The sequence below is a fragment of the Rhodococcus sp. 2G genome, assembly GCF_001886355.1.
In the GTDB taxonomy this organism is placed as follows: Bacteria; Actinomycetota; Actinomycetes; order Mycobacteriales; family Mycobacteriaceae; genus Rhodococcus; species Rhodococcus pyridinivorans.
Genome location: NZ_CP018063.1, coordinates 1,451,154 through 1,468,691 on the forward strand (window position 1 = coordinate 1,451,154; position 17,538 = coordinate 1,468,691).

Annotated in this window: 16 protein-coding genes and 1 pseudogene; 10 read left to right on the plus strand and 7 right to left on the minus strand. The window is 68.4% G+C overall.

Annotated elements, in window-relative coordinates; genetic code table 11:
- Positions 1-84 precede the first annotated feature (84 nt).
- Entirely contained in the window at positions 85-1,110 is a 1,026-nt protein-coding gene (locus BO226_RS06855; protein WP_064060274.1) for a pirin family protein, read from the plus strand.
- Entirely contained in the window at positions 1,107-1,886 is a 780-nt protein-coding gene (locus BO226_RS06860; RefSeq protein ID WP_006551410.1) for a pirin family protein, read from the plus strand. Before BO226_RS06855 ends, BO226_RS06860 begins: the two co-directional genes overlap by 4 nt.
- 72 nt (positions 1,887-1,958) lie before the next feature.
- Here the strand turns inward: BO226_RS06860 and BO226_RS06865 are convergent, their stop codons facing one another.
- The gene (locus BO226_RS06865; protein ID WP_170318499.1) at positions 1,959-2,972 is read right to left on the minus strand and encodes a hemolysin family protein; all 1,014 of its coding nucleotides are present in this window, start codon (positions 2,970-2,972) and stop codon (positions 1,959-1,961) included.
- Positions 2,965-4,332 (minus strand): hemolysin family protein, encoded by a 1,368-nt coding sequence (locus BO226_RS06870; protein ID WP_006551412.1) that lies wholly within the window; start codon positions 4,330-4,332, stop codon positions 2,965-2,967. Before BO226_RS06870 ends, BO226_RS06865 begins: the two co-directional genes overlap by 8 nt.
- Positions 4,333-4,755: 423 nt before the next feature.
- Between BO226_RS06870 and BO226_RS28375 the strand changes: the two genes are divergently transcribed.
- Positions 4,756-4,878: a hypothetical protein gene (locus BO226_RS28375; protein WP_016933989.1), complete on the plus strand. Its 123-nt coding sequence runs from the start codon at positions 4,756-4,758 to the stop codon at positions 4,876-4,878.
- 135 nt (positions 4,879-5,013) lie between these two features.
- Positions 5,014-5,181, plus strand: a pseudogene (locus tag BO226_RS06875) (DUF4383 domain-containing protein); the annotation flags it as partial.
- Between the two features lie 48 nt (positions 5,182-5,229).
- Here the strand turns inward: BO226_RS06875 and BO226_RS06880 are convergent.
- Complete coding sequence (locus BO226_RS06880; protein WP_071934864.1) at positions 5,230-6,963, minus strand: RecQ family ATP-dependent DNA helicase; 1,734 nt, start codon at positions 6,961-6,963, stop codon at positions 5,230-5,232.
- Positions 6,964-7,125: 162 nt separating this feature from the next.
- Here BO226_RS06880 and BO226_RS06885 point away from each other — a divergent pair, with 162 nt between their 5' ends.
- Positions 7,126-7,917: an SDR family NAD(P)-dependent oxidoreductase gene (locus BO226_RS06885; protein ID WP_024100762.1), complete on the plus strand. Its 792-nt coding sequence runs from the start codon at positions 7,126-7,128 to the stop codon at positions 7,915-7,917.
- Positions 7,918-7,936: 19 nt separating this feature from the next.
- On the opposite strand, the gene BO226_RS06890 is transcribed toward BO226_RS06885, so the two are convergent.
- Both BO226_RS06890 and BO226_RS06895 read right to left on the minus strand, forming a co-directional pair.
- Complete coding sequence (locus BO226_RS06890; RefSeq protein WP_071934865.1) at positions 7,937-8,593, minus strand: hypothetical protein; 657 nt, start codon at positions 8,591-8,593, stop codon at positions 7,937-7,939.
- A gap of 33 nt (positions 8,594-8,626) precedes the next feature.
- The gene (locus tag BO226_RS06895) at positions 8,627-9,130 is read right to left on the minus strand and encodes a hypothetical protein (RefSeq protein ID WP_071934866.1); all 504 of its coding nucleotides are present in this window, start codon (positions 9,128-9,130) and stop codon (positions 8,627-8,629) included.
- A 112-nt stretch (positions 9,131-9,242) separates the two neighbouring features.
- Here BO226_RS06895 and BO226_RS06900 point away from each other — a divergent pair, with 112 nt between their 5' ends.
- Positions 9,243-9,542, plus strand: a complete 300-nt coding sequence (locus BO226_RS06900; RefSeq protein WP_006551419.1) for a protease inhibitor I42 family protein — start codon at positions 9,243-9,245, stop codon at positions 9,540-9,542.
- Positions 9,543-9,585: 43 nt separating this feature from the next.
- Here the strand turns inward: BO226_RS06900 and ypfJ are convergent, their stop codons facing one another.
- Positions 9,586-10,503, minus strand: a complete 918-nt coding sequence (ypfJ, locus tag BO226_RS06905) for a KPN_02809 family neutral zinc metallopeptidase (RefSeq protein WP_024100766.1) — start codon at positions 10,501-10,503, stop codon at positions 9,586-9,588.
- A 139-nt stretch (positions 10,504-10,642) separates the two neighbouring features.
- On the opposite strand from ypfJ, the gene aspS reads away from it, so the two are divergent.
- From aspS to BO226_RS06920, 3 genes are all read left to right on the plus strand, one after another.
- Positions 10,643-12,430 carry an aspartate--tRNA ligase gene (aspS, locus tag BO226_RS06910; protein ID WP_024100767.1) on the plus strand — a complete coding sequence of 596 codons (1,788 nt, stop codon included), beginning with the start codon at positions 10,643-10,645 and terminating at the stop codon, positions 12,428-12,430.
- Positions 12,431-12,610: 180 nt separating this feature from the next.
- Positions 12,611-12,880 carry a DUF4235 domain-containing protein gene (locus tag BO226_RS06915; RefSeq protein WP_071934867.1) on the plus strand — a complete coding sequence of 90 codons (270 nt, stop codon included), beginning with the start codon at positions 12,611-12,613 and terminating at the stop codon, positions 12,878-12,880.
- A 202-nt stretch (positions 12,881-13,082) separates the two neighbouring features.
- Positions 13,083-14,246 (plus strand): kinase, encoded by a 1,164-nt coding sequence (locus tag BO226_RS06920; RefSeq protein WP_041803326.1) that lies wholly within the window; start codon positions 13,083-13,085, stop codon positions 14,244-14,246.
- Between the two features lie 31 nt (positions 14,247-14,277).
- Here the strand turns inward: BO226_RS06920 and BO226_RS06925 are convergent, their stop codons facing one another.
- Positions 14,278-15,915 (minus strand): alkaline phosphatase D family protein, encoded by a 1,638-nt coding sequence (locus BO226_RS06925; RefSeq protein WP_071936379.1) that lies wholly within the window; start codon positions 15,913-15,915, stop codon positions 14,278-14,280.
- A gap of 95 nt (positions 15,916-16,010) precedes the next feature.
- Between BO226_RS06925 and BO226_RS06930 the strand changes: the two genes are divergently transcribed.
- On the plus strand, positions 16,011-17,423 hold the full coding sequence (locus BO226_RS06930) for a replication-associated recombination protein A (protein WP_024100770.1): 1,413 nt from the start codon (positions 16,011-16,013) through the stop codon (positions 17,421-17,423).
- Positions 17,424-17,538: the final 115 nt, after the last annotated feature.

The following is a 17,538-nucleotide window of genomic DNA, read 5'->3' on the forward strand; positions in this document are numbered from 1 at the left end:
TGTACCCGCGTTAGTTGACTGCGCAATCAAATGTGACACAATGGATAGGGTCGACCGACGGACCACCGAGAGGAGTCGAGCGGCATGAGCAACACCGACACCCGTCCCGAGGAGATCCGCTGCCGGACGGAGGACCTCCCCATCCGCGACCCGCTCCGCCCCCGCGTGGAGATCATCACCTCGCGTGAGGTCCCGCTCGGTGGCCCCCGGGCCATGCCCGTGCGCCGTACGCTTCCGCAACGGCAGCGTTCGCTGATCGGCGCGTGGTGCTTCGTCGACCATTACGGCCCCGACGACGTCTCCCGCACCGGCGGCATGGACGTCGCACCGCACCCCCACACCGGTCTGCAGACTGTGTCGTGGCTGTTCACCGGCGAGATCGAACACCGCGACAGTCACGGCGTGCACGCGATGGTCCGGCCGGGGGAGTTGAACCTCATGACCGGAGGCCACGGAATCTGTCACTCCGAGGTCTCCACCTCCGCGACCACGACACTGCACGGCGTGCAGTTGTGGGTGGCCCTGCCCGACGCACATCGCGATGCGCCCCGCGACTTCCAGCACCACGTGCCGCCGGTCGTTCGGGTGCCCGGTGCAGAGGTCAAGGTCTTCCTCGGTTCGCTCGCCGGCGAGGAGTCGCCCGTGACGACGTACACCCCGCTGCTCGGCGCAGAGATCGTCCTGGACCCCGCGGCGAGCATCACCCTCGACGTCGACCCGTCGTTCGAGCACGGGGTGCTCGTCGACACCGGTACGGTCGCGCTGTTCGGCACCGTGCTCACGCGAGCCGCCCTCGGCTACACCGGAACCGGCGTGCCGGCCCTCGAACTGACCAACACCACCGACGAACCCGCACGTATCGTCCTCCTCGGCGGAACACCCCTCGGCGAGGAGATCGTGATGTGGTGGAACTTCGTCGGCCGCGACCACGACGAGATCGTCGCCTACCGGGACGCCTGGGAACGCGGGTGCGATCGGTTCGGCCGCGTCTCCGGCTACACCGGGAGGGTCGAGCGTCTCCCGGCGCCGCCCCTGCCCCAGGCGCGTATCCGCCCCCGCCGCAATCCGCCCACCGCAGATCCGAACTGCCCGACACAGGACCCCGCATGAGCACCGCACCGATTCTCGACGTCCGCCGCGCGGACGACCGCCTCCACACGAAGATCGACTGGCTCGATTCGAGGCACTCCTTCTCGTTCGGCCACCACTACGATCCCGACAACACGCATTTCGGGATGCTGATGGTCAACAACGACGACATCGTCCGTCCGGGAAGCGGTTTCGACACTCACCCGCACCGCGACATGGAGATCGTCACCTGGGTGCTCCGCGGATCGCTCGTGCATCAGGACTCGACGGGGCATTCCGGGGTGATCTACCCGGGTCTCGCGCAGCGCATGAGCGCGGGCTCGGGGATCCTCCACTCCGAGAAGAACGACTCGTGGCGTCATCCCGGTGCCACTGCGTCGTATGCCGCCGAGCACGACGAACCGGTGCGGTTCGTGCAGATGTGGGTGCTGCCGGACGAAGCCGGGATCGAGCCGGGCTACGAACAACTCGAGATCGACGACGAACTGCTCTCCGGCGGACTCGTGCCGGTCGCATCCGGAATGGACGCCTACGCCGACCATTCCGCCATCCGCATCCGCAACAGATATGCCGCCATGCACGTCGCGCGGATGCGTCCGGATCGCCCCGTGACGCTGCCGGACGCACCCTTCGTGCACCTCTTCGTCGCCCGGGGCGAAGCCGCACTCGAGGGAGCCGGACCTCTCGCCCAAGGAGACGCAGCGCGGATCGCCGGAGGTGGCGGCCGACAGCTCACCACAGCCACCGGCGCCGAGATCATCGTCTGGGAGATGCACGCCGCACTCGGACACTCCTGAACGGTCCCGGCCGGGGCAGGAAACGACGTCAGGCCCGTCCCGGAGATCCGGGACGGGCCTGACGTCGGTACGTCAGCTCGTGGCGCCGCTCATCGGCAGCAGCCGGGCCAGGACGTCCGAGAGGGTGATCAATCCGACGATCCGTCCGTTCTCGGTGACGGTGACCAGATGGTTCCTGGTCTCCCGCATCGTCGTCAGCGCCTCGTAGACCGGCGTCGCGGCGTCGATCGTCAGCGCGGGGCGCATCAGTTCGGTCGCCGTGGTTCCGGGTGCGGCCTGGAGACTGTCGCGCACGTGCACGACACCGTCCACGTGGCCGTTGTCGCGCACGAGCAACCGGAGGTGCCCGGTGCGATGGGCCGTCTCACGGATCTCGACGGCCGTCGAGGTCGGCTTCACGCTGCTCGGCTCGGCCTGCGGCGTGACGATCTCGCCGAGCGTGAGCGTCTCGAGCTCCAGCGCGCTGCTCAGGTGCCCGTGATAGCGCTCGTCGAGCGTGCCGACGGTGGCCGAGTGCTCGACCAGGTGCCGCAGCGCATCGGGATCCTGACCTTCGGCGACCTGATCCACCGGGTCCACACCGACCTTTCGCAGACACCAGTTCGCCATATGATTCAACCGGACGATCAACGGCCGGGTCACCCACATGAACGCGCGCATCGGCAGCGCCAGCATCGTGGCGGACTTCTCCGGGTGGGCGATCGCCCACGACTTCGGTGCCATCTCGCCGACGACGAGGTGCAGGAACGTCACGATGATCAGCGCAAGGACGAAGCCGGCCACGTCCGCGAGCCACAGCGGCGCGCCCCAGTTCTCGAACAACGGCGTGAGCCAGTGGTGCACTGCGGGTTTCGTCGTCGCACCGAGTGCGAGCGTGCACACCGTGATACCGAGCTGGGATCCCGCGAGGAGCACCGACAGTTCGGACGCGCTGCGCAGAGCGGCCCGCGCCGAGCGGCTCGACGTCGCTGCGTCCTCGAGTCGGTGTCGTCGCGCCGCGATGAGTGCGAACTCGACCGCGACGAAGAACGCGCTGGCGGCGATCAGGCCGATCGTCACCACCGCGACGACCACAGGATTACTCATTGCCGGTCACCTCGTCCGTCAGAACGGTCACGCGCACGGACGACGGCACGTGCTTGTCGATGTCGCGTACCTCGGCCACCAGGGTCCTGTGGATCGGGCCGTCCCCGTTCAGCAGTTCGGCGGGATCCGGATCCAGTGTGATCCGGACGGTGTCACCCACCTCGGGGAGGCCACCGAACTCGGTGATGACCAAGCCGGCGAGCGTCTCGTAGTCGCCCTCGGGCAGTTCGTGGTCGAGGGTGCGGGCCACCTCGTCGATGTGTGCGTCGCCGCGGACGATCCAGCCGTCGCCCTCGGGGCGGATGACCTCGGCGGCCATCGCAGAATCGTGCTCGTCGGCGATCTCGCCGACCAGTTCCTCCGCGATGTCCTCGAGGGTGACGACGCCGGCGAACCCGCCGTACTCGTCGATCACCAGTGCCATCTCGTCCTCGGCCCGGGCCAGTTCGGTGAGAACCTCCGGCAGTGCCAGCGTGGCCGGCACGATCACGGGGGGGCGGCAGACCCCCGCGGCCGTGCCCGTCGGGGTGTCGAGGCCGAGAAGGTCGTGCAGGTGCACGACACCGCGCAGATCGTCGGACGAGGTGCCCACCACGGGGTATCGGGTGTGCCCCTCGCTCATCTTGTCGAGGATGGTGGCGACCGGCTCGTCCAGTTCGACGACGTCGACCCGCGACCGCGGGATCATCGCGTGTTCGGCGGTCCGGGTCGGGAACTCGAGGATCCGGTCGAGGAGGGTGGACAATTCCGGCGGAAGTTCGCCGGTCTCGCGCGACGCGGCCACGATGTGTTCGAGGTCGCGCGGTGTCGCGGAGTGCTCGACGTCGTGCACCGGCTCGATGCGCAATGCGCGCAGCAGGAGATTCGACGACGCGTCGAAGAGTTTGATCAGCCATCCGAAGACGGCGAGATAGGCGCTCGTCGACAGGGCGAGGCGGCGTGCGACCGGTTCGGGACGGGCAATGGCGAGGTTCTTCGGTACCAGTTCACCGAAGACCATCTGGACCACCGTCGAGAAGAGCACGGCCAGCACGGTGCCGACGGCGACACCCACCGCGGTGGGGATACCCACCCCGCCGAGCAGTTCGCCGAGACCGCTACCGATCAGCGGTTCCGCGACGTAGCCGACGAGCAGGCCGGTGACGGTGATGCCGAGCTGAGCGCCCGAGAGCATGAAGGAGGTGCGGCGGGTGACCGCCAGTGCGCGGGCTGCAGCCGAGTCACCGCCTTCGGCGCGGGCCTTCAGGCGGGAGCGGTCGACGGCCATGTACGCGAATTCCTGCGCGACGAAGTAGCCGGTCAGTGCAGTGATGGCGAGAACGACAAGAATGCCGGCCGCGATTCCGAGGGCGGTCAGCACTTCGGGGACCGGGCTCGGGTGACGAGCAGAGCGTCATATCTGGGCGGGACGGGTCTTCGAGGTTTTCGCTTGGGGCGTTTCATGACTCCCTCGGGGTCGGGCGGGCAGGTGTACTTACAGGATAGGACGAACGGGCACCGGCGGAAGTTCCCCCCGCGGGGTGGAGATATGGTCACAAGGCGATCTTGTAATATGGGAATCTTCCCCGAATAGGCCGTATTGTCCGGCCTGGAAACTCCCCGAATAATACGACATATCGGGCCGATTTTCACCGAACTCTCCATATTTCCCCTGCTAGGGCCGATTTGTGTTCCGGATTACAATTCTTCGCGCTGCGCAGCTGTCGAATGCAGGTAACAATTGGATCGCGTGTCGACGCGAGTCGTCACAACTTCGATGTCGTTCCATTGATGGGAGAAGCCCGTGCCTGCACTCGAGTTCCTTGTCGACCTCTTCGGTAACCTGTCCGACCTGTTCGACGTGCTGAACTTCTTCACCGGTTCTGCTGATGCGGCCGGCGATGCGTTCGGCAGCAGCCAGGCCTGAGCCTCGCAGACTCGAAGGCCCGCGGGTTGATCCCGCGGGCCTTCGTCGTGTCCGGACACGGTCGTGTCCGTCCGGCCAGAGGGTGAAGTGCCGCACCCGCCCTCGGCTCGATGACGGCAACACCGGTGCAGACTCCTGGTGCTCTGGATCTACGGCCTGATCATCGACAAGGACAGCGGCGCCAATTTCGTGCCGGTGAACTCCGCGGACGACTGGCTGCACTTCGTCCTGGGCGTGGGCATGATCGCGCTCGGTGTGCTCCTGACACGCACGCGGACCACCCCGGGCACGGTTCGCCCCTGATCCGTACCCACCCGTCGTGATGACGGGATCCGGAGAACCCGTGGCCCCTCACGCCACGGGTTCTTCGGCATGGGCAGGTACGGGCTCTGCCGGTGCGGGGTCGTCGACCTTCAGCACCCCCGACGCGGCGACTGCATCGAGCGACAGTGTCCGATAACCCTCGCTGTCGAACAGGACGGTGACGCGATCGTGCTCGCAGGTCATCACCACTCCCGGTCCCCACTCGGCATGCACGACATGCGTGTTCGGGGCGAACACGGACGTCTCGCAGTACGCCGGGGCAGTATCGGCGCCCCGAAGCACGGATACCGTCGCAACCTCGTCGGACGCGCCGTCCCGGCAGGTGTCGCACCGGCCGCAGGGGTCGGACAGCGTCTCGCCGAAGTACCCGAGCAGGAACCGGCGGCGGCAACCGCGAGTCTCGGCGTAGCCCCGCATCATCTCGACCCGCGATCGGTCCAGTCGTTCGCCCGACGCGGCCGTCTCGCGTGCGTGCTCGACCGCCTTCCGTCGGGGGATGTCGGCGGCGGAGAGTCCATGCCGGCCGGAGACGAGCGCTCCGCACCGTTCGAGCAGGTTCACCGCGTTGGCCAGTCTCCGCCCCCGCACGTCGAGCTCGGTACGCAGCCGTCCGAGCCTCATCGGCGACGCGGAGCGGACCGCCGAGAACACCCGGCCGATCAGCTCCTCGTCGGGGTTGTGGGTGGTGAAGAAGGTCGCGAGCGACAAATCCTCGGGACGGTAGAACATCAGGACGGTGGCCGGCTCCCCGTCGCGTCCGGCGCGCCCGATCTGCTGGTAGTAGGAATCGACCGAGTCCGGTATCGAGGCGTGCACGACGAAACGCACGTCCGGCTTGTCGATGCCCATACCGAAGGCGGAGGTCGCCACCACGACATCGCAGCGACCGTCGAGGAATCCGAGGTGAACGTCCCCGCGCTCGGCCGCGCGCATCCCGGCGTGATACGGGCACGCGTCGATCCCGCGTTCACGCAGGGCCTCGGCGTATCGCTCGGTGTCCTTGCGGGTCGCGGCGTACAGAATGCCGGGACCGGGCAGGGACGCCACGGCCTCGACGACGGCGCGTCGCTTCTCGCCGTCGTCAGTGTGCCTGCGCACCTCGATGTCGAGATTCGGGCGGTCGAAACCACCGGCGACGACGAGCGGATCCCGCATGCGCAACGCCTCGACGATGTCCTCGCGGACCGGGGGTGAGGCGGTGGCGGTGAGCGCGACGACGGGTGGCCGGCCCAGGGCCTCGGCCACGTCTCCCAGGCGTAGATATTCCGGCCTGAAGTCATGGCCCCACATGGCGACACAGTGCGCTTCGTCGACGACGAGGAGCGAGACCTCCACGCTTCTCAGACGCTCCAGGACCTCGTCCTTGGCGAGCTGCTCGGGGGCGAGGAAGACGTAGTCGGCATCATGTTCGAGCACGGCCCGCCAGTTCGCCTCGTTCTCCGTCTCGCGCTGGCGCGAATTGATCGCGACCGCCTCGGGTGCCTCCGAGTGGTCCAGACCGGCGATCTGATCGTTCTGGAGCGCGATCAAGGGCGAGACGACGACCGTCACCCCCGGTTGCAGCAGCGAGGGCACCTGATAGATCGCGGACTTCCCGGAGCCGGTGGCCATCACGGCGAGGACGTCGCGTCCGCCCAGCAGCGGAACCATCGCGTCCAGTTGTTCGGGACGCAGCGTGTCCCAGCCGAACACCTTCTGCGCGGCGGCGCAGAGTTCCTCGCGTGCATCCTCCGATGCAATGTCGGACGACGACCGATACATCTTGTGCTGCAAGTGGACTCCAGAACTCGGAAGGGACTGCGCGCGCAGGGTGCCCTCCGCATACCCGAGGACGTGCCCGCCCCAAACGGTTGCGAGATCCCGGCCCCGTGTCGACCCGGCGGGGTGTGGGTACCCGCGAGCCAGACGTGCCGAGGAGGAGATATGAACGACGCTCGACCTCTCGCTCTGGTGACCGGAGCATCGCGAGGCATAGGCCGGGAGTTGGCGGCCCTGTTCGCGGCCGACGGATACGACCTCGTGCTCGCGGCGAGATCGGATGCTCTGGACGAGGTCGCCGCAGACCTGCGGACGTCCGGCGCGGAGGTGGTGTCGGTCCACGCGGATCTGAGGACTCCGGAAGGGGTCCGGGCGGTCCACGAGGCTGCGACGGCCGGAGGTCGCGTCCCGGCGGCGGCTGCGCTCAACGCCGGTGTCGGGATCGGCGGGGCGTTCGTCGACGCAGAGCTCGGGGACGTCCTCTCGATCGTCGACGTCAACGTGCGCTCGACGGTGCATCTGGCGCACCTGCTACTGAACGACATGCTGCGGGCGGGCTCGGGCCGGATGCTCGTCACCTCGTCGGTGGTGTCGAAGATGCCCGGCCCCTACCAGGCCGTGTACAACGCGTCCAAGGCCTTCGTGCAGTCCTTCACCGACGGCGTCCGCAAGGAACTCGACGGTAGCGGGGTCACGCTCACCGCGATGCTCCCCGGTGCCACCGACACCCACTTTTTCGCACGTGCCGGGATGCTCGACACGATCCTCGGGAAGGCGCCCAAGGACGATCCTGCGCACGTCGCGCGCGACGGTTATGCCGCTCTGATGCGCGGCGAGGCGACTGTGGTGCCCGGCTCCGTGCTCGCGAAATCCATGGCGGTCTTCGGCACGGTGGCGCCCGACGCGGTGACCTCGGCGGTTCACCGGGTCCTGGCCAAGCCTCGATCGGGGCGATGATCCGCGACGGCAGGACCGCTCAGTCGGATCGCGTCCGCACTGCCGGGCGGGTGGGGTGGTCGTAGCGCACCAGGACGTCCGCGTCCGCTCCTGCATGTTCGAGCACCGCATGTTCGAGCACTGCATGTTCGAGCACCGCGTCATGTTCGAGCACCGCGTCGATCGTCCAGTGATCCTCGGGGCGCGTGCGCCTTTCGAGCGCGCCCCGGGACATCGTCAGGACGACGGTGACATCGAAGTCGAGACCACGGCCGAGAAGCATAGGGCCGGCGACGACGAGGATCTGGTCCTCCGCCGCTCGACGCGGGCGCTCGCGCGCCGAACGGTCGGTGCGTTCGTCCCACAGCCGCGGAAGCCATCGTCGATGTTCGTGTACCGCGTGCAGCACCTCTCGGTCGACCGCGGCGTAGTCGAACCAGTCGTGGCGGTAGCTGTACGGATCGGTCCGTCCGTGCTCGAGCCGGAGCGATGCGGGCCGGACGAAATCGTGGAGATCGACGACGTCCGCTGCGCGGCCCCGCGTTCTCAGTTCCGTCGCGACACGCTGTGCGAATTCCACCGGGTCTGCCGCGTCCGGTGCGCTCACGGCGATGCACACGCTTCCGGTGAGCGCCTCGGCGCGATCGGCGACGGAGGCCGTGAGTGCCTCGGGGGTCAGGGGAGTGAAGGCGGGCATCGCTCGCCGTTCACGCCCATCCGCGTATGGGGGTCACCAGGGCGGTGTGTCGTTCCCGTCCGGTACCGGGGTGTCGAGAAGCCGGTCGAGCCAGAGCACCGCCTCGACCAGCGCTTTCATCTGCGACGCCCAGTCCATGGCGAAGACCACTTCGTCGAGTTCGCTGCGGGCCGCGACCGAGTCGCCGGCGAGCGCGTCGACGACCGCTTTCATCACGGTGCTCTCCGGCTGCGGGAGTTCCTCCGGCCGGACGTGACGGCCGCTCTCGGTCCGGATGGTCAGTTCGAAGCTCTCGTCGCCACGCACCTGCGGGCCGATCTTGTCGACGACGACGTCGGCGATCGTCGAGACCGTCCACCTCAGCACGTTCCCGTAGAGCGGGGGAGTGATCTGTGACGGCGGGTCCGAACCGGGGCTCGACACCAGCGCCGCGACCTCTTCGGTCAGTTCGCTGTAGCCGTTCTCGTGTGCGAGAGCGAGAAGGCGTCCTCCCATCACCGCGTCGCTGCGTGTGATTCCGGCTCGTTCTTCGTGCATGCAGAACGAATGCCCCGTTTTGTGTCCCATCACACATCGCGGTCGCGACGGGTGTGCTAGCGCCATGGTCACGAGAGTGAGGAAGATCACATTCGCGGGCTATCCTGAGGTCATGAAGCACATCGCCACTGGTCCGAAGGATGTCACGGTCGGTGTCGGGGACACGATCGAACTGCATCTCCCTGAGAACACCTCCCGGGACTACTGCTGGTCGACGTCGAGGGTCGGAGAGGGACTCGTCCTTCGCGACATCCGATTCCTGCCGTCGAAGAACCCGTTGCCGGGAGGGACCGGCGAGCGGGTCTTCTGTTTCAAGGCGCGCCGCGCCGGTACCTGGCCCATCTCGCTGCGCATGCGGAAGCATGCCGACCTGGTCGCCGACCGCGCGAACATGACCGTCACCGTCGCGTGACGGCGTCCCGGCGCTCGCTCTGCGGTTCACGACACCGCGGAACTCAGCGCAGTGCCGGCGGGTTGTCGAGATCGCGTGCCGAGTAGGTGTCACACGCGTCGACCCGGCCGGTGCGGTATCCGGCCAGGAACCAGGCCTGACGCTGCTCGGACGACCCGTGAGTCCATCCCTCCGGGTTCACCCGGCCGGTGGCGGCCCGCTGGATCCGGTCGTCGCCGACGGCCGACGCGGCCGACAGTGCGTCGCGGATGTCGGTGTCGGTGAGCGGCACGAGGAAGGGCTCTCCGGTGGTCGGCTCGGGCAGCTTGTCGGCATGGTAGGCCCACACCCCGGCGTAGCAGTCGGCCTGCAGTTCCGTACGGACAGCGCCGGATTCGGGGCCGCGCGGGTCGGCCTGTGCGCGACCGAGATCGCCGAGCTGGTTCTGCAGGTGGTGCCCGAACTCGTGGGCGACGACGTATTCCTGCGCGAGCGGACCTCCACTGGCGCCGAACCGTGTCTCGAGTTCGTCGAAGAAGCTGGTGTCGAAGTAGGCGGTCCGGTCCGCCGGGCAGTAGAAGGGCCCGATGTCGCTGGTGGCGTTGCCGCAACCGGTGGACGTGGCCGAGGTGAAGATCTCGACCTCCGGCTGCACATAGGCCACGCCGGTCTGTGTCGCGAACTGCTGCTCCCACACCGAGTCGAGCGACCCGACGGTGTAGAGCACCCGGCAGTCGACGTTCTCGTTCGCGGCGCTGCCACCGACCTCGCACTGTTCGAGTGCGCTCTCGGCTTGCGGATCGCCGGAGGTGTCGGGCATTCCCGAGCCGAGCAGCGAGGACGGATCGCCGCCGAACAGCAGCGCCAGGATGATGACGATCAGGCCGCCGGCCCCGCCACCGAGAGCGAGCTTTCCGCCACGCCCACCGCCGCCGGTACGGACACGGCCCGCATCCATGCGTGCACCTTCTCTGAACGTCATCGCCGCCGCTTTCTCCTGTGTTCGTCGGATTCGGACAAGCTTGGCACGAACTATTCGGTACGGGTGCGCTCGGGCCGATCGTGTCTTTCGTAGGATTACAGCCGACGAACCCGTCGCTGATCGTTTCGAAAGGAATTCCGTGCTGCGCACCCATCTCGCCGGCTCGTTGCGAGCCGAGCACGCCGAGCAGACAGTCACCCTCACCGGTTGGGTTGCCCGGCGACGCGATCACGGCGGGGTCATCTTCATCGACCTGCGCGACGCCTCGGGTGTCTCGCAGGTGGTCTTCCGCAGCGCCGGCGTCCTCGAGCAGGCGCACCGGCTCCGCGCGGAGTACTGCGTCCGGATCACCGGCAAGGTGGAGGTCCGCCCCGAGGGCAACCAGAACTTCGAGATCCCGACCGGTGCGATCGAGGTCGACGCCTCCGAGCTCGTGGTTCTCAACGAGGCCGCCCCGCTGCCGTTCCAGCTCGACGATCAGGTCGGCGAGGAAGCGCGCCTGAAGTACCGCTACCTGGATCTGCGTCGCGAGAAGCCGGGCAAGACCATCCGTCTGCGCAGCAAGGTCAACGCTGCTGCCCGCGCGGTGCTCGCCCACCACGAGTTCGTGGAGGTCGAGACCCCGACCCTCACCCGCTCCACGCCGGAGGGTGCGCGCGACTTCCTGGTCCCGGCCCGCCTGCAGCCCGGTAACTTCTACGCTCTGCCGCAGTCCCCGCAGCTGTTCAAGCAGCTGCTCATGGTCGGTGGCATCGAGCGCTACTACCAGATCGCCCGCTGCTACCGCGACGAGGACTTCCGCGCCGACCGTCAGCCCGAGTTCACCCAGCTCGACATCGAGATGGCGTTCGTCAATCAGGACGACGTGATCCTCCTCGCCGAGGAGGTGCTGCACGCGTTGTGGCGCCTGGTGGGCTACGAACTCGAGACCCCGATCCCGCGGATGACCTACGCCGAGGCCATGCGCCGTTTCGGCACCGACAAGCCGGATCTGCGTTTCGGCATCGAACTCGTGGAGTGCAAGGAGTTCTTCAAGGACACCACCTTCCGCGTCTTCCAGGCCGAGTACGTCGGTGCCGTCGTCATGCCCGGTGGCGCGAGCCAGCCGCGTCGTCAGCTCGACGCATGGCAGGAGTGGGCCAAGCAGCGCGGTGCCAAGGGTCTCGCCTACGTGCTCGTCGGTGAGGACGGCACGTTGAGCGGTCCGGTCGCCAAGAACCTCACCGACGCCGAACGCGAGGGTCTCGCCGCGCACGTGGGCGCGAACCCCGGCGACTGCATCTTCTTCGCCGCCGGTCCCACCAAGCAGATGCGTGCACTGCTCGGCGCCGCCCGCGACGAGATCGCCCGCAAGCTCGATCTGATCGATCCGAACGCATGGGCGTTCGTGTGGGTGGTCGACGCCCCGCTGTTCGAGCCGGCGGCCGACGCGACCGCGAGCGGTGATGTGGCCCTCGGTCATTCGGCGTGGACCGCGGTGCACCACGCGTTCACCTCGCCCAAGCCCGAGTACATCGACACCTTCGATACCGATCCGGGTTCGGCGCTGGCGTACGCCTACGACATCGTCTGCAACGGCAACGAGATCGGTGGCGGCTCGATCCGTATCCACCGCCCCGACATCCAGGAGCGGGTGTTCAAGGTGATGGGCATCTCGGAGGAGGAGGCGAACGAGAAGTTCGGCTTCCTGCTCGAGGCGTTCAAGTACGGCGCGCCCCCGCACGGCGGCATCGCCTTCGGCTGGGACCGCATCACCGCGCTGCTCGCCGGGATGGACTCGATCCGCGAGGTCATCGCGTTCCCCAAGTCCGGTGGCGGTGTCGATCCGCTGACCGATGCACCCGGCCCGATCACGCCGGAGCAGCGCAAGGAGACAGGCATCGACTTCGTGCCCGAACCCGAGACCGAGGGCGCTGACAAGGCCTGATCACCCGTAGCTGTCGATGGCGCGGTGTCGCCCGTCTCCGGACGGGGGCACCGCGCCGCGTGTGTGCCGTCCGGTGGTGCTCCCGAGTGAGGTTCGTGGGCCCGATGAGGTTTGTGAGGATCCTGCCCGGGTACTCCGTCGGTCCGGCGCCAACGGGGGCGACGGATCGAGGAGGTATCCATGGCCGACGCACGCGTGATCTTCTACAAGCCGCTCGCTCTCGCAGCCAGTGTGGGAGGCGGCATCCTCGCCGGAGCCGTCTTCAACCAAGTGTGGAAGAAGGTCGGCGGCAGTGACGAACGGCCCGAGCCTCAGGATCTGTCGCAGCGCACCCGGGACGTGCTGATCGCGGCCGCCCTCCAGGGTCTGATCTTCGGTGTCGTGAAGGCTGCGGTGGATCGTGGCACCGCCCGTGGTTTTCAGAAGGTGACACACCTTTCACCGGAATGATCGTGACGTGTCCCGATCGTGATCGGCGTCCGAGGAGCGGAGCGGGGGGCGCGGACGGGGACACACCCGGATGAACAGCGATTTCCCCTCGCAAAGCAGACAAAAGCGACCTGGTGGGCCGGGCACGGGTGAAGAAGGTCCTGCTCGATCCGAGCATTGTGGAGGACCTCGTCGTGACCGAGAACCTGTAGATTGGGCAGTGATGACCGCAACATTGGCAGACCCCGTGTCCGAGGTGGTTCACGCCGCCGAAGCGCTGCTCACCCGCCGTACCGGCGCCACGGTGACCCTGACCGATCCCGTGGATCTCGGGGGCAGTGGCCGCTCGGTGGTCGTACGGGTACGAGTGGCCGCCAATCCGTTCTCGCTCCCGCGCACTCTCGTCCTCAAGCAGGTACCGCCCTCTCGTGGCACCGGCCACGTCGACTTCCGCGGTTCCGAGACGGACGAGCAGATCGCCTTCCTCCGCGAGGCGGTCTCCTACCAGTTCACGACGGCCCTCGCGAAGGATCACCGTCCGGGCGCCGAACTGCTCGCCTACGACTTCGACGCTCGCCTGCTGGTCCTCAGCGACCTCGGCGACGCGACCACCCTGTCGGAGGTGCTCCGCAACAGTTCCGAGGCCGCCGGGAACACCCTGATGGCACTGGCCCAGGCACTCGGGCGCATGCATGCGGCGACCGTCGGCCGCGAGGAGGACTTCGCGGCGCTGCTGCGTCGCGCCGACGTCGCGCGGGTCGCCGACGCCGTGTCCCAGCAGGCCCTCGATGCCGTGCGGGGTGTGCCCGAGCTCCTCGAGGCCGACTTCGGCCTGTCGGTGCCCGAGTCGGTACGCGAGCGTGCCGAGCGGGCGTCCAAGCTGTTCACCGGCGGGCGTTTCCGGGCCTTCAGCCCGTCCGACCTGTGCCCCGACAACATCGTGGTCGGCGACGAGGGTGTGCAGTTCCTCGACTACGAATGGGGCGGCTTCCGCGACGCGACCCTGGACATCGCGTACGCCCTCAGTTCCTTCCCGCTGTGCCTGTGCTCGGTGCCGCTGTCCGTCGATCGCATCCGTGCGATGGCCGACGCGTGGCGCGCCGAGGTCGTCGCCATGTGGCCGCAGCTGGCCTACGACGAGGTGCTCGAGGAGCGGCTGCTCGACGCCCTGCTCGCGTGCATCTGGCTGAGCACGCACCTGTTCCTGCCCGAGGACCATGCGCGGATCGCCTCGGTACGCGAACACGGACTGTCTGTGCCGCGCATCCCGGCGCTCCGCGCCCGCTGGTCGCTGCTCGCCGAGTTCGCCACCGCGACAGGCCACGACGACGTCGCCGCACACGCCCGCGACGTGCTCGCCCACCTCCAGGACCGCACCGCCGGGTAGAGCGGTCGATCGGGCGGGCGCCGACCGGCGTCTACACCAGCGGAGCGGCGGGTTCGATCCTCGTCGCGCCGTCGGCCACCCGGTATCCCGCGACGCGGTGCGCGGCCGCGTTCGGATCCGTGCGCTCGCCGATGAAGAACCACTCCATCTGCGTCGCATCGGGAGTCACGTCGAGTACCCCGTAACCGTGCGAATCGAGTTCGACGAACTGCACGTGCCGATTCGTCGCGGTCGCCGTCGCCTCCAGCGCGGGAGACAGGCTCCGCGGGGGCACACCCAGCAACTCGTCGATGTTCGCCGACGTCACCGACGGAACCACGAACTCCGTGGCGACGGTGCCGGCACCCGGATAGTCGGCGGCGTCCACCGGGACGTCCATCGCCCACGAGGTGTGGATGTCGCCCGTGAGGAAGACGACGTTGCGCAGTCCCGCCGCCGTGATGGTGTCGATCAACCGTCGACGGTCCGCGGTGTAACCGTCCCACTGGTCGGTGTTGAAGGGCAGACCTCCAGCCGGCACTCCGACGAGTTCGGTCAGTGCTCCGGTGGTCCGCGGATCGAGGGGCGGCAACACGATCGGCGAGAACATCACCGAATTGCCGATCAACTGCCACCGGGTGGGGGAGCTCGCCAGGCCTGCGGTGAGCCACTCCATCTGGTCCCGTCCGGTCATCGTGCGACTCGGATCGTCGACCTGCCGTCCGGCTCCGAGGACCTGCTCGGAGCGATAACTCCGCAGATCCAGCATCGACAGGTCGGCGAGCCGTCCGTACCGCAGGCGCCTGTAGAGCCGTCCGCCGTTCGGGCGAACCGGCATCCACTCGTCGTAGGCCTGCACCGACGCGGCCTTGCGGGGGGCCCAGTCGCCCTCGACGAGGGGATCGTGATTCTCCGCCCCGCCCGCCCAGGCGTCGTTCGCCGACTCGTGGTCGTCCCAGATCACGATCCACGGCACCTTCGCGTGCAGCGACTGCAGGTTCGGATCGGTCTTGTACTGCGCGTGCCGGATGCGGTAGTCGGCGAGACTCACGATCTCGTGGGCGGGCTCGTGCGTCCGAACTCCGCGGCCACCGGTGACGGGGAACTTCCCGGCCGCGTACTCGTACAGATAGTCGCCGAGGTGCACCACGGCGTCGAGATCGTCGCGTGCGGCGAGGTGGCGGTAGGAGGAGAAGAAACCGCCTTCCCAGTCGGCGCACGACACGACCCCGAAGCGCAGGCGTGCGACCGCAGCGTCGGGCGAGGGCGCGGTGAACGTCCTGCCGGTCGGGGAGACGGCACCGCCGGCGCGGAATCGATAGAAGTAGGTCGTGCCCGGTGCGAGCCCGCGGGCGTCGACCTTGACCGTGTGGTCGGAGACGGAACTCGCTGTCACCGTCCCACTCGCGACCAGCGTGTCGAAGCTGTTGCTGCGGGCGAGTTCCCAGGTGACCGGGACGTCCGGTCCCGCGCCCGAGCCGGGTGCCGCCTGCGGCGAGGGTGTGACCCGCGTCCATAGGATCACCGCGTCGGGCAACGGATCTCCCGATGCCACGCCGTGCGCGAAGACGGCGGGAGATGCCTGCGCGTGCTGCGAGGTCGAGGCGAAGGCCGCAGCACCGGCGGCGAGAATCGACGACCGGAGCACGGCGCGGCGGGACACATGTTCGGCGGTCGGTGTCGTGGGCACGATCAAGATCCGACCACACGGTCGGTCATCCGTCCATGCGAACGACGAACACCGCCGCCGACCGGGCGTCGGTGCGAGCTTGTAGCGTCGGATGCGTGAGTGATCTTTTCGGGGCGAACGACCCGTCTGCCGAACCGGACGCCCTGTTCGAGGCGCCACGCGAACCGGAACCCGAGGACGAACCGCAGGTCCGCCGGCAACCCGTCGCGGCCGGCGGCGCGAACGCGCCGCTCGCTGCGCGCATGCGACCGGCGAGTCTCGACGAGGTGGTCGGGCAACAGCACCTGCTCGAACCGGGAGCACCGCTGCGGCGGCTCGTCGAGGGATCGGGAGCCGCCTCCGTCGTGCTCTACGGTCCGCCCGGCACCGGGAAGACGACCCTGGCCTCACTGATCTCCGGAGCCACCGGACGCCGGTTCGAAGCGCTGTCCGCCCTGTCCGCGGGCGTCAAGGACGTGCGTGCCGTCATCGACCTGGCACGTCGGCGCCTCACCCACGGCGAACAGACCGTGCTGTTCATCGACGAGGTCCACCGCTTCTCCAAGACCCAGCAGGACGCGCTGCTCGCCGCCGTCGAGAACCGCATCGTGCTGCTCGTCGCCGCGACGACCGAGAACCCGTCGTTCTCCGTGGTCGCCCCGCTGCTGTCGCGCTCGCTGGTGCTGCAACTGCAGCCGCTCGGGCCCGACGACATCCGGGCACTGCTCGAACGTGCGCGCACCGACGCCCGTGGACTCGCCGGTGCGGTCGAGATCGACGACGACGCCCTCGACCACCTCGTCCGGCTCGCCGGGGGCGACGCCCGCCGTGCCCTGACGGCGCTCGAGGCCTCCGCCGACACGGCGCTCGCCGTCTCCGGTGGCGACGCGGCCGTCATCGACCTCGCGACCGTGGAGTCGAGCATCGACGAGGCCGCCGTGCGCTACGACCGCGACGGCGATCAGCACTTCGACGTCGCAAGCGCCTTCATCAAGTCGCTGCGCGGCTCCGACGTCGACGCGGCCCTGCACTATCTGGCCCGGATGATCGTCGCGGGAGAGGACCCGCGCTTCATCGCCCGCCGCCTGATGATCCAGGCCAGCGAGGAGGTGGGCATGGCCGATCCCACCGCCCTGCAGACGGCGGTCGCCGCAGCGCAGGTCGTGCAGCAGGTCGGGATGCCCGAAGCCCAGCTCGCGCTCGCCCAGGCCACCATCCATATCGCCACCGCACCCAAGTCGGGCTCGGTGACCGCCGCGCTCGGCGCCGCGATCGCCGACGTGAAGGCGGGCAGGGCCGGTCCGGTGCCCGCCCATCTGCGCGACGGTCATTATCAGGGCGCGCAGAAGCTCGGCAACGCGATCGGCTACAAGTTCCCGCACGCGCACCCGGACGGCGTGCTCGCGCAGCAGTACGCCCCGGACGAGCTGGTCGGCGTCGACTATTACGAGCCGACCGGTCGCGGTGTGGAACGGGAGCTGTCGGCCCGCCTGCCCAAGCTGCGCCGCATCGTGCGCGGTGAGCGGTGACGCCGTCCGCCGAGTACTCACGGCGCCGTACCGCGGCCGCTTTCGGCGGCGCGATAAGCTGAAGAACGGCCGATCGACAGGGTCGACCGCCCGTCCCGGGAAGTTCACACCATCG